Below are 11,554 nucleotides of genomic sequence, written 5' to 3'. Positions count from 1 at the left end.
TCGCGAGTGGCAGGCGTGCCGCCGAGCCAGCGCTGAGCTGCTTTGTACACTTCGGTGGTATCGTCGAAGTCGGTAGCCAGCTCGGTCAGCCCGGAATAGGTGCGATAGGTATCCGGCGCAAACCCGACAGGGAGCGCAGTTTGTGGGGCGAACAGCATGGCGCTGGCAAAGTTCGCATTGCCCAGGCCCGCCGGGCTGATCCGGGCATTGATCCGGATGATGTTGGTAGCTGGATAGCTCACTGTGCTAGCTCCAAGTGGTTATGTGGGGTCGAATTCCACGGTAAAGGTGTCGAGCACCCGGGCCTTCTCGTCCTGAAGCGCCACTTCGACGCTCAGGATGTTGTTGATTTCGGATAGGCTGATGGCTTCGTACATCAGGCGCAGCGTGATCTGCGCCCGCTGTTCGAAGTTGGCCGACTGCAGGCTGGTGAGGTTGTTCACTGCGTCGGTGCTATTCCAGCCGATCTTGGACTTGAACAGCATCATGCTGATGTCGGGTCGCTTGTTGGCCTGCTTCAGGCGCTCTGCGTACATCAGCGCCTCGCCGCGGTAGAAATTGATGCTGGCCAAACACATGATCTGCGCCCGAACCTCGTACTCAACCAGGTCGCCGGGGATGTCGCGCGATGTGACGTTGGCCTGTCCGCGCTCACTGACCGATTGTCTTGGTGTGATCGTTGCATAGGCGCCCTTTGGTGCCGGCATGCTGCCCGGTCCGGCCTGATCGGCGAGCAGGCACTCAGGCACGCCGGTCGCAAGCATCACTATTGGGCGCAGCTTCTTGAACAGCTCTTCGTTGGTCATGCTGGGCCGCCCGACTGATCGTCAATACGCGTGACAATGACCTTGCAGTAGTTCCGCCAGTAGCGGTTGTCGACCTTGACGGCCTTCCACTGCTGACCCAGGAACGCCCAGGTTCCGGTCTGGTCGATCAGTTGCATATCGCCTTCGTTGATGTAGATGCGCCGGACATCAACGATCCGCTCACCAGCGCGCTGGACGAAGTCAATCTCTCGGTCGTTCGCTGTTTGGATGTTAACGGTGTACGGGGCGGCGCTTGGCGCGCCAGGCGTCCAGATTCCATCGATCCAGTCACCACTGGTGTCAACCGTTCGGCTCGCGGGGACGCTTTCAAATACGCCATCGATCTGACCCTCCATATTCAGGCTCATTCGAGACCCTCGGTAGCCGGCCCGATCGAGACCTGATGAGTGACTGATTGGCGCATTGCACCAGTATCAATCAGTGGGTTGGCGCTCCCCTTTTTGCGAATTGTCGAGGCGGCATTCGGAGGCGACTTCAATTCGGTCATGTAGACCTTCACCTCGGCCGCAGCCACCACCCCTATCGCTCCTAGGACCTGATCCATGGATCGACCTGCAGCAACACCAGTCTCAATCGCCTCCAAGATCTTCGGCGTGGCCTGAGCTACTCCAGGCTCAAGCCATGGCCTGGCAGGGATATTGATGTTGTGGGGCTTCGTTACGCCGAGTTCCATGTATCCGCTGCCAGTCCTCAGGAAACGCACTTCATCCCGATCTGCGGCCGCCTTGCTGGCGTAGCCGTAAGACGTCCCGCCAGGATGTTTGATATCGGCGCCGAGCTCATGGATAGCGCCAAGGCTTGCCATGGTCAGGTCGCCCGACTCGACATCTCCTGCCTCTTCATGGATGCCGACCGTGACAACCCTGTCCGATCGCAACGCGCTCAACTCCTTCTCGAGCTCGGCCTGCAGCTCCTGAAAACCCTGTATTTCGAGAGTGATCATCTAAACCGCCTTGGCACCCATCCCGGCGCGCTTCTTGAGCCTGTAGAACTGCTGACCGTAGTTCGTGTACGTCAGCCAGTCGGTGCCCGCATCCATCATCTGTGGAACGCGATAGCTGATAGACTCGTCGCCAACGGACTTCTCGGCTACGTTGAGGCGAGCTTCCGAGTTCGGTGTTCCGTTGGCGCCGAGCGTGGCAAAGTTGGTTGCGAGCCAGTGCGCGGCGTAATACTTCATGCCGCGCCATTTGAAGTTGCAGCAGGTGAGCTCAAGTGCGCCCCATCGGGACGAGCCCGTCTCGGTATCGGCCTCGCACAGGGCATCGGAGACCATGGCGTCAGGCCATTTAACCGGGTCGATGAACGCCTTCATCAGCGGGTCCTCGCGAAAGGCCGCGATCATTTCCGGAGTGATTTGCATGCGCTCACCTTGAATGATTGGGCGCATGGCGCCCTGGTATTACGCCGAGACCTTGGCGATCTCTTCGCGCAGCTTTGCTTCCTTCCAGCGCTTGTCGACCTTGATACCAAGGGCTTCGGCTTCGGCACGCAGGACCTCGATATCGTCGCCGCCTTCTTCGCTTTCATCGTCATTGAGCTCGTCGGCACCGACTCGACGCAAGTCGCCGATATCGAGCAGCGCCTTGACGAAGTCAATCTTGGCGAGCTCGTCCGGAACCTCTACAGAAGGGTTTTCGCCCGGTAGGATCTGGTAGCTGATCAGTTCGCCATTGGCCTTATGCTTGATGGTGATCAGTCGTGCAGCTTCGTTCTTCAGGTGCATGGCATTTCCTCGTCTGGCTGTCCCGGCCGCCACCCTGGGTAGGGCTTGGCGGCCAGGCGAAGGGTTACACGTGGTCGCGGTACGCGCCGGAGAATGGATAGCGGAACTCGACGCCGCTGATCTTGTACTCGCATGGCACGCGAACGCTCAGGTTCCACATCTGCGGAGCCAGGGAACGCCATGGGATCGGCACCTGCATACCCAGGTTCTCGTCGTTCAGCTCGTAAGCCATCATGCGGTCCTTGTTGCCGTTGGACACGCCGTTGGCCGCGAGCTGGGCGGCGGACAGCTGCAGTCGCTGTTCGACGCGCAGCGGCTGACCGGTCAAGCCGGTGTAGACGTTGTTTTCCTTCAGGTACTGCAGAACTGTGGTGTTCGGCAGCTCCTTCGACATCGGCATGCTGTTGATGCGACGCCAGCGCGCCGAGTCCAGCACCAGGACGTTCGGTACGTGAACGGTGGCCGAGTTCGTCCAGACATCTCCCAGGAAGTCATCGACGTCCTCGACGATCTGCATGCCGGTGGTGGCAGGGTCGAACCAGTTCAACGTGGAGTTCGACAGAGCCAGGTTCGGGTTGTTGAACGCGCCGGTCATGCCGCGCGTGGCGTCGCCGAAGTACGCAATGCGCTGGGTGTGCTCCTGAGCACCACGGAAGGCCGCGCGGGCCTTGGTGGTGTCCAGGGGGATGCGCAGCTGCTGTGACTTGCGCAGCTCATCCAGGCTGTAGTCGTACATGTTGCCGGCGTAGCCGATCGGCACCGACGACTTGTTGGCCGACAGGGCCACGTTCGGCAGGTCATCGGCGCTGGAACCGATGAATTTGCCGATGGTGACGGCGTCGTAGCTGATGTAGTCCCAGCTGTCGGCCCATTCCGGCAACTCGGTGTGGACCGGAATCAGTTCGGCGTAGTTGATGGCCGCATACTTTGCCTCATAGACACGAGATTCCAGGCTGGCCAGCTGACTGATGTAGAACGCCAGGCCGTCGTCGACGGTAGGCAGGCCATCATGGAACGCGACCTGCTCGATGTCGCGACCTACCTGGTACGCGATGGCGGCGTCGATGGCTACGACGAGTTTCTTGAGCTTCATAATCGATTAGCCCCCGACTTTCAGAGAGATTTTCGCCAGGGCGCCGGCCGATGCCGAGCTGACCCATTTGGCGTTGGGGATCAGTACTGCCAGAGTTGCGGCTGCTCCGATCACGTTGGAGAACTGGCCCTGGTTGGTACCGGTGCCGTCTCCGACGACCAGGTAAACCGGGTCATCCTTGGCGACAGCCACGCGAGCCGTAACCCAGATGGGCGCCATTGTCTCGACGGTCATGTCGCGCTTGGCGAGAGCGCCGAAGGTGTCGGTCGAGGTGTACGCGCGGTTCAGCTCGCGCCGAACGACGCCGATGAACTGTGCAGCGGTCGAGGCAGCGACGGGCAGCTTGGCGCCGTCGTCACCATCGGTCACGACACCCAGGCCATAAGCGATGTTGACGGTGCCCTTGTTGACCTTGGAGACACCGTTGGACACTTCGCCGTCAGCGACCATGCCCGCGTACGCGACGCCGTGGTTGATTGCATTACCACCTTGAACTGGCATGGTTAGGCTCCTTTCTGCTTGTGGGCACCGGACAAGCTTTGCTTGTGGGCCTGATACGGGGTTGGCTTGGCGTCAGTGGTGGTGTTCGTGGTGGACGCGCCATCCTTGGCCAACTGAGTAAGTTGAGCCAGCAGGGTTGCGGCATCACCGGTTGGCATCTTCGGCTTCTTACCGCCGTTGCCGTCGCCGTCCTCTTCCTCATCCTTCTCGGACTCGGCGTCGAAAGCGGCTTCGATGTAGGCGGCCGATTTGTCACCCCAGGCGACTTTCGGGCGGGCCACGACCAGCGCGGCTCGCTTGATCTCGGTCACGTCCAGGCTGTCGCAGGTGAAGCCGTCACCGGCAACCTTGCGGGCCAGATCCTGGGTGGTGCTGATGGCCTTCACACGTGCTGCGATGGCTTCGTCGCCGGACGCCTTACGGGCCTCATCCAGCTTCTCGTTGGCTGCATCGGCGCTGGCCTGAGCCTTGTCGGCGATCTCTTGCGCCTGGCCAGCCTTGGCCTCTGCATCGGTTGCACGCTTCAGCAGGCGGTCGAACGAGTCGGCGACCAGCTGGGCGTTCGCAGGATCAGCAACATCAACGCTGCGCCCGCTATCGGTGGTGATAAGTACAGGCATTGTGTTGCCTCCTGGGTTGTGGTCGAAGACTCGAGCGTTGCCGCCCGCCCTCGCTTTGTTGACCACCGCTTGGTGGTTGATGATGATGTTGCGCTGGGTGTACTCGTAGTCCTGACCGTCAGCGGTTTGGCCAGGGCCATAGACGTATTCGGCGGTGTATCCCGCAGATAGCTCGCACTTGCCGGAGTTGATGTCGTCGATGGTCTTCTGGTCTTTGATGATCAGGTCACAGACAACGAACTCACCGTCTCGGCGACCAGCACCGCGAACCTCGCCGACCGACACTGCCTTGTAGTTCCGCGCCGTCACCAGATCCTTCGGGTGATCGTTCGTCACCGTGGCGCCGTCGTAGGTGCCCAGCGACGTGTCGTTGAACACCTCTTCTGGCGGCCGGTACACGCGGACGATGCGGTTCGGATCACCGTCCAGCCCCAGCTCGCGCGCCAGGTACTCTTGGATGCCCGTGCGGGCCACCCGGCCTGGAACCTTGAGGAACCCCTCGTCGGTGTATTCCCGCTGGGTAATGCGGTACCCAGCCCGGTCAAAAACCGTGCACTTCATGGCTCTTTCGCCCACTCCGAGAGCGCCTCCATCTCCGAATCATCAACCGGCCTGATGCATGCAAATGTTCGGTGATCGGCGCCGCTGAGCGCCTTCCCGTCATCAGTCACGGCCATCGATTGGATTGCCTCCAGTTCTTCCGGGGTGACTTTCAAGGCGATGTGATGCTCTTCGGTGCTGAACACATGCTCAACGCCGGTATCAATGCTTTTGAGCTTGATGTACATGCACTGGACCCTCTGGGTTATCGGTAAACGCCTGGCGCTGTTCGGCCTGCGTCTTGGTTGGCCTTGACCTCGCGGGCGCTCACTGGACGCGCGATGCATCGGCACTGGTAGTCGGAGCCTGGCTTGATCGGCTTGCCGTCTGAGCTCAGCGGGAGGTTGTCCCAGCGGTAGATCCCTTTGCCGTAGGCAGTGACCTTGTCAGCGATCTCGCGGTGGCGATGCCGGACGCGGCGGTCGTCGGAGTCGACCCACTCGAAGTACTCGAAGCCGGCGTCCTTCTGCTGCTTTTCGGCCAGCTCACCCTGAATCTTCGACGTCTGGTCGCGGGCGATCATCTTGGCCCGGCGCTGCGTCACGCCGAACTGTTCCTGCAGAGCACTCTCGATGTAGCCAGGCCGCATTCCTGAGCGCATGTTTGCCATCACCAGCGTCTGCACCTCTTCCAGGTACTTGGCGGGGATTGACTTGATGAGCTGGGCGTTCTGCTGTGCCGAGGCATGCAGGTAGTCCTGCATGGTCTTTGATCCACTGAATACGTCGATGCCTGCAGACTTCTTGATGTCACGCTCGGACCTCTTCAGCGCGGACTGAACGAACTCGCCGGCGATGCGATTGCCAGCCGCCTGTACCGCTGGAGAGCTCCAGCGACTTGTCAGGAATGAGATCGCATTCAGGATGAGGTCTGACCATGCGTCAGTTGTTGCGATAGCGTCCTGCGTGTACTCAGGCGCCAGTTGACGGACCAGCGGCTTGAGCTCCTTGTCGATCGACGCCTTGATCTGCTTCACCAGTCGCTGCAGCTTGGCGTTGTACTGGATGCCGATCATGTCCATGGGTCACAGCCTCTTCAACTCGCCTGCTTGACGGCGTCTGCTACCGTCTGGCGAGCGGCGGCGCCAGGATCTTTACCCCACGGCACCGATTGAAGCGTTAGGCGACCGCAGAAGCCGCCGAAGCACCACCAGAGGGTTGGTTTGTGCCAGCCACATGAAAAGCGCTTCCACTGCTTCTTGTCGAGCCACACCCAGCCGCCGTTGTATGGCGCATGCCAGAGGCGGACATGAGTTGTCCCGTCAGGAGCTCGGCTGAATACCTTCATCACTCATCACCTTTGTTGTCCGGGTCATCCACCGGGTCATTGAACATGGTCAGGTCTTCATCAGCCTCCAGCGCCTCGATCTTCTCGTCGTCGAACTGGTAGAGCTCGGCGGCTTGCAGCTTGCGCTGAATTTGGCTGGTGGTGATCACGCCGGCATCCTTGTAGGCAATGTCCGTCTCGGCATTGGCCTTATTGGCCTGAGCAATCTGCACCAGGTCAGGCTGCTTGAATGGGTTCCAGGTGTAGTTGAAATCGTCGATCCATCGCCCGGTCGCCGAGCGCACCATCACCTCGTCAAGCTGGCGAAGGCCAGGGTCAATCTGAGTCAGGCGCTTCGAGGAAAGCTGGTTGTGGTAGTTGGTATCGTCGCCTTCACCGGTATTGCCAAGGCCCTTGGCTGATTCGCCGAACAGGCGCGTGACAGGTATGCCGGCGGCGCCGCTGATCCAGGTCATGAGCAGGTCGAGAACTGGCGCAACGCCAGACAGGTCCAGAGTTTTCCGGTCGTATGTCTCTTCGTCATCCAGCAGCGCCAGATTGATCGACGACTTCATCATGCTGAACAGGGCGTAACGCTTCGTGATGGCGTCGTCCTGATCGCTGGCCAGCTCATCTGACAGGCCGACACGCTTGATGATGTCGACGTTCGCTTCCTGCATCAGCTCGGCGATGCCGTCTTTGCTGGCGACCATGTCCATCACGTCGTCGAGACACTTGCGCAGCTCTGAGTCACCCCAGCCCTGAGTCTGCGCACGCTGACGGCGCGGCAGCTTGGCCCCTGCGAACCTGGCGAAGTGCGTCCAGTGGATCTGCTGGGCGCCTGCAGCGATGGTGTAGAACTCAGGCTGCAGGTAGTTCGCGGCCAGGATGTTGGTCTGATTCAGATCCATCGCAGTCATGTCGAAGCGATCGATCACTAGCAGGCGGTACAGGTCGCCCTTCTTGATCTTCTCCGGATTGAGCGGCTTGGTCAGGTCCTGATTGGTCAGCATGAGGATGCCAGCGCCACCGTACAGGCGAGCCCAGCTTGTGGCCTCACTCACCATTGCCGGCAGCTGAAGGCGATCCTCCTCGGCTCGGATTACGTCCGCATCGTCGCACTTGAGGGTGCGCCACTCGCGGGTCATGTCCTCAGCCGGGTAGTCCACGATTGCCCGAGCAAGCCAACTGGTCTGGTACGCTGCGTCGAGCTGCTGGAAGTCGTTCAGAAAGGCGTACTGGAACTGGTTGTGCGAACGCTTGGCCTTTCCGGTGCCAAGGCCGGACACGACGTTTACTAGGCCGTCACTCGACGACCTGACCGATTGCTTATACTTCCTGGCCGCCTTGGTGAGGGCTTTGCCCAGGTCCTTGTCGGCCGGCATGATGCCCTTCTTACTCATGTAATCACCAATGGGTCATAGGAGGTCTCTGATCGAGCGCTTGCCCTTGATGAATACCTCGGACAGGGCGTCGATCATCACGTCGGTCTGATCGTCGTGCTTGTGGCTGTCGTCAGCGGTGAACGATGCAACCTCGCAGACGAATTCGTAGTTCTGGTCATCGCCGTATGGCAGGCACACCAGTTTGGCAGCATGGAACCCCTGCACGTCGAGCGCGCGGGTCAGCTTGTCGCGCTCTCGCGGGACAGGCGTCACCTTGAGCGGAAGGCGCTTCTCCATCTCCTGGATCAACCCTGTGCCGCTGGACTTGTCCTCGACGTAGACCTTTCGCAGGATGCCGTTCTGCTTTCCGTTCTTGGCCCAGCAGCCTTTGACGAACGCCTCGAACTCCCGGCGCAGGGTCTTGGCATCCATCCGGCCTCGCTTCAGGCCCAGGCGGTAGATGCGCCCCTCGGCCACGCCCCACTCCGCGAACACAGTCCAGTCGTTCCAGGTGTTGGTCTTTTGTGCGGTGTCGGCGGTGACGAAGCGGTAGTCGAACTTGTCCGGCACCGGCAGATCGGCGCCTTCCTCGCTCCCGTAGTAGAGGAAGTCATCTGCAGAGAATATCCCGCCGTCGAGCGTGTCGGGATCCTGCATGTACTGGCTGCTGAACGTGTACGGGTGAGCCGTGCGGAGCGCGATCAGGTCATGAACGCTTTCCTTGGCTGGCCAGTAGGACCAGTAGCCGTCAACCTGCTCAGATCCGCACACGCTCTTGATGCAGCGCTCACGGATGCCATCGGGCAGGCTGTCGATGTACTCCTGGTTTACCAGGGCAGGAATCTTGATATGCAGGTCGATCTTCAGACCCATGCCGCCGGACAGCAGGAAAGCCGTCGAATCGTCGACGTGCCCACGCTGCTGGATGGCAACGAACGGCGTGCCGCTGTGCGCCTTTCGACTGCGCAGGGTGTTCACCAGGCGCGTGTGCGACTTGCGCCGCTTCGCCTCGCTGAACAGGTCGTCGATCTTGTCCCAGTCATCCGCCTGGATGTGACCGGTGTAGCCGTCGCCCATGTAGCCGCCACGAACACCAGTGATCTGGCCGCCACTGGAACGGCTGAACAGCTGGTGTACGCGTTTGCCATCCATGGCAAGCGTCCAGTCGTCTACCTTGTCCTTCTCGATGTCGAAGGGGTAGAACTCGCGGAACTCCGAGGACTTGACCAGGGCGCGGCTACGCTCGCTGTTCTCGTCGACCAGGTTCTTCGAGTAGCTGGTATTGAGGATGCGCACCCGGCGGTGCTTCACCATGGTGTAGACCGGCAGGTGGACAGACCAGAACTCGGTCTTGGTGCCACCTGGCGGGATATTCACGATGATGTTCTGCGCCTCACCGGCAAGCATCTTGCGGGCGGCGTAGTCGAAATAGTGGTGGTGCCAGTTGGTACGGAAGCTGTCGCCCTGGGTGATGTTGAACCACAGTGACGTGAACGCCAGCGGGCTGTGCTCGCCAGCTGCTATCAAGGCGGAGCGCTCAGCGTGGCTCAGCGCGTCCCACTCGATAGGTTTGATAGCCATCAGTCCACCAGCTTATCTACCAGCGCGGACACCAGTGCTTGGTCAACGTTCTGAGTCGCCTTTGGCGTCATCGATCCATCCGAGGATCTCAGGTCAACCTGCTGCTTGTTGGTGTATGCCCCGCCTGACTCTTTCGCGGCCTGCTCCAGGAGCTGCGCAGCGAGGGCCATGTTCTTCATGCTCTCGGCGCGAGAAGCCATGCGATCAAGCATTCGGAGGCGATAGGATCGGTTGGCGATCGGGATTTCTGCCGAGTCTTCCCGAAAGCGCTTGCGGGTGTCCTCGAACAGAGTCACCCAGCGGGCTGCCAGGTTTCGCGACGCCCTTTTGGTGGGGTCGTAGGCCTCGACTGACTGGCGGGTGACCACCAGCCCGAATTCCTGTTTGACTGACTCGGCCACCTGTGACGGCGTATCGAAGCAGGCCAAGGCCTGAACGATGAACGCCTTCACTTCGTTGTTCAGGGTTGCCATGTTGGTTTGTTCCGTCAGGCGCCCGTCAAACTTCATGCCAGCTTAAGCTGGCATGTGCCACAGGCCCTCGAAATGTTGATGTTGGCCACCTCAGGCAGCCTGCTCGCAGCATTGATGAGCTGCTGTACGTCGTTGCTCGCACCATAGCGACGGACCACGCCGACAAACTCTTCGACGTCGTGTCCGCGCAGGTAGAGCTTTGGCAAGCCGTCCTGTTTGAACTTTGGTGCGCCGTACTCATCAGTAGCCTGGGCGATGTGGTAAAGCTCATGCTCGACCAATGCGCAGAACTCGGCGTCGGAACACTGGTCGCAGTAGTCAGCAGCCAAGGTAATGAGGTAATCCGGCTCCTCGCCGAACCACTCCCGCATCTGCTGCTCTTGTCGAGCCTTCTGCCAGCCGCCAGCACGGAACATCACTTGCTCGGCCTGACCCAGCACCGTGCGACCCTGCTTGGCGAAGACTGACGAAGCCCATAGGACTCCGACGCTCGCATCCAGCAGATGAGCATGGTCAGGGTTGTGCAGGCTTCCGGTATCGGCTAACACCTCAGCTCTGATCCACCCCCACACATCCGGGGCAGGCCGTAGCGTCAGGAACAGATGCTCGAGCAGTTCAGTCGGTGGCATTGGCCTGCTCATGCATACTCCGGCGCCACGAAATGACGCATGGTCAATTTGTGGCGCGATTAATTACTTGGCTCGTCAGGCTTATCGTCAACTCGCAGCTCCGGCTGCTGGATCACCCGGAACACTGCCACCCCGATACCGAGGATCATGTTCACCGATGCGAAGATCAGCGGATCTACAGCGCCCTGGAAGGCGGACCAGCCAGCGGCAGCCGCGTTGAGGGCAACACCGATGATTGCCAGTTGAACGCTGGTCATGCGCCAGAACTTTCGCCATTCAGGGATAAGGGTCATGGTGCGCCTTCGCTGCAGGTAGTTTTTCCAGGATCTCGGCGTAGCGCTTCCATTCAGCGCGACTCTTGAGGGCCTCTCTCAGCTGTCGAGTAAGGCGCTCGGTCGGAATGCAGCTCGTTGCCGCCAGGCCTGATGGCGCGAACGTGATACTCGACGGAGATGTTGGCCTGTTCGTGCACCCTGCAATCAGGAAAATCACGATCAGCACGGTCTTCATCTTGGTCGTCCGCTCTTGGCCAGTTCGCGCAGGCTCTCACCTATCTGGTTGATCTGAAACTCTTGGCGCTGTGTGGTGATCCGGAGGGAATCGACGAATTTGTCTGTCGACTCCCTTGCCCGCTCCAAGGACTCAACCCTCTGCCCGATCAGGGCCTGATTCGTTTGGTATGAGGCGAGCTGTATCTGAAGAGATCCTAGCGAGTTAACCACATAGGCGAATGCACCTATGGCAGCGGCCGACAGAACCGTTTGCAGGATCGGCACGGCGACCTTGAACGCGGTGCTATCTGCAATGCGCGATACTTCTGTCATAGGGCACCAAGAATAAAAAAGCCCGGCTT

General features: G+C 60.1%; 17 protein-coding genes and 1 pseudogene. All 18 read right to left on the bottom strand.

Translation table 11 applies throughout. The features are described 5' to 3' along the window. Nucleotides 1-242: pseudogene (locus K675_RS0111135) on the bottom strand (DUF3383 family protein); the annotation flags it as partial. An 18-nt stretch (nucleotides 243-260) separates the two neighbouring features. Then, nucleotides 261-806, bottom strand: coding sequence for a phage neck terminator protein (locus tag K675_RS0111130; protein ID WP_017903601.1), 546 nt, complete (start codon nucleotides 804-806; stop codon nucleotides 261-263). Beyond that, a complete protein-coding gene (locus tag K675_RS0111125; RefSeq protein WP_026145103.1) occupies nucleotides 803-1,174 on the bottom strand; it encodes a hypothetical protein in 372 nt (123 codons plus the stop codon). Before K675_RS0111125 ends, K675_RS0111130 begins: the two co-directional genes overlap by 4 nt. After that, nucleotides 1,171-1,770: a hypothetical protein gene (locus K675_RS0111120; RefSeq protein ID WP_017903599.1), complete on the bottom strand. Its 600-nt coding sequence runs from the start codon at nucleotides 1,768-1,770 to the stop codon at nucleotides 1,171-1,173. Before K675_RS0111120 ends, K675_RS0111125 begins: the two co-directional genes overlap by 4 nt. Continuing rightward, on the bottom strand, nucleotides 1,771-2,190 hold the full coding sequence (locus K675_RS0111115) for a DUF4054 domain-containing protein (protein WP_017903598.1): 420 nt from the start codon (nucleotides 2,188-2,190) through the stop codon (nucleotides 1,771-1,773). A gap of 39 nt (nucleotides 2,191-2,229) precedes the next feature. Then, entirely contained in the window at nucleotides 2,230-2,553 is a 324-nt protein-coding gene (locus tag K675_RS0111110; RefSeq protein ID WP_017903597.1) for a hypothetical protein, read from the bottom strand. Nucleotides 2,554-2,617: 64 nt separating this feature from the next. Then, entirely contained in the window at nucleotides 2,618-3,646 is a 1,029-nt protein-coding gene (locus K675_RS0111105; protein ID WP_017903596.1) for a DUF2184 domain-containing protein, read from the bottom strand. Nucleotides 3,647-3,652: 6 nt separating this feature from the next. Continuing rightward, entirely contained in the window at nucleotides 3,653-4,147 is a 495-nt protein-coding gene (locus K675_RS0111100) for a structural cement protein Gp24 (protein ID WP_017903595.1), read from the bottom strand. A 2-nt stretch (nucleotides 4,148-4,149) separates the two neighbouring features. Continuing rightward, nucleotides 4,150-5,328: a DUF2213 domain-containing protein gene (locus K675_RS0111095; protein WP_017903594.1), complete on the bottom strand. Its 1,179-nt coding sequence runs from the start codon at nucleotides 5,326-5,328 to the stop codon at nucleotides 4,150-4,152. Beyond that, complete coding sequence (locus tag K675_RS0111090; protein ID WP_017903593.1) at nucleotides 5,325-5,555, bottom strand: hypothetical protein; 231 nt, start codon at nucleotides 5,553-5,555, stop codon at nucleotides 5,325-5,327. The genes K675_RS0111095 and K675_RS0111090 overlap by 4 nt, the downstream gene beginning before the upstream one ends. 17 nt (nucleotides 5,556-5,572) lie before the next feature. Beyond that, a complete protein-coding gene (locus K675_RS0111085; RefSeq protein ID WP_017903592.1) occupies nucleotides 5,573-6,388 on the bottom strand; it encodes a minor capsid protein in 816 nt (271 codons plus the stop codon). A gap of 265 nt (nucleotides 6,389-6,653) precedes the next feature. Continuing rightward, nucleotides 6,654-8,036: a DUF1073 domain-containing protein gene (locus K675_RS0111080; RefSeq protein ID WP_026145101.1), complete on the bottom strand. Its 1,383-nt coding sequence runs from the start codon at nucleotides 8,034-8,036 to the stop codon at nucleotides 6,654-6,656. A 15-nt stretch (nucleotides 8,037-8,051) separates the two neighbouring features. Then, complete coding sequence (gene terL, locus K675_RS0111075) at nucleotides 8,052-9,599, bottom strand: phage terminase large subunit (protein ID WP_017903590.1); 1,548 nt, start codon at nucleotides 9,597-9,599, stop codon at nucleotides 8,052-8,054. Then, nucleotides 9,599-10,072, bottom strand: coding sequence for a DUF2280 domain-containing protein (locus K675_RS0111070; RefSeq protein WP_037006441.1), 474 nt, complete (start codon nucleotides 10,070-10,072; stop codon nucleotides 9,599-9,601). The genes terL and K675_RS0111070 overlap by 1 nt, the downstream gene beginning before the upstream one ends. Before the next feature lie 32 nt (nucleotides 10,073-10,104). Then, on the bottom strand, nucleotides 10,105-10,713 hold the full coding sequence (locus K675_RS0111065; RefSeq protein ID WP_026145099.1) for a putative metallopeptidase: 609 nt from the start codon (nucleotides 10,711-10,713) through the stop codon (nucleotides 10,105-10,107). A gap of 47 nt (nucleotides 10,714-10,760) precedes the next feature. Next, a complete protein-coding gene (locus tag K675_RS0111060) occupies nucleotides 10,761-10,994 on the bottom strand; it encodes a hypothetical protein (protein WP_017903587.1) in 234 nt (77 codons plus the stop codon). Continuing rightward, on the bottom strand, nucleotides 10,978-11,211 hold the full coding sequence (locus K675_RS32970) for a hypothetical protein (protein ID WP_157383926.1): 234 nt from the start codon (nucleotides 11,209-11,211) through the stop codon (nucleotides 10,978-10,980). Before K675_RS32970 ends, K675_RS0111060 begins: the two co-directional genes overlap by 17 nt. Then, complete coding sequence (locus K675_RS0111055) at nucleotides 11,208-11,525, bottom strand: hypothetical protein (protein WP_017903586.1); 318 nt, start codon at nucleotides 11,523-11,525, stop codon at nucleotides 11,208-11,210. The genes K675_RS32970 and K675_RS0111055 overlap by 4 nt, the downstream gene beginning before the upstream one ends. Nucleotides 11,526-11,554: the final 29 nt, after the last annotated feature.

The sequence above is a fragment of the Pseudomonas fuscovaginae SE-1 genome (assembly GCF_000364705.1).
Taxonomy (GTDB): Bacteria; Pseudomonadota; Gammaproteobacteria; order Pseudomonadales; family Pseudomonadaceae; genus Aquipseudomonas; species Aquipseudomonas fuscovaginae_A.
Note: the sequence above shows the minus strand (reverse complement) of the source record. Positions and strands in the feature narration are given on the sequence as shown.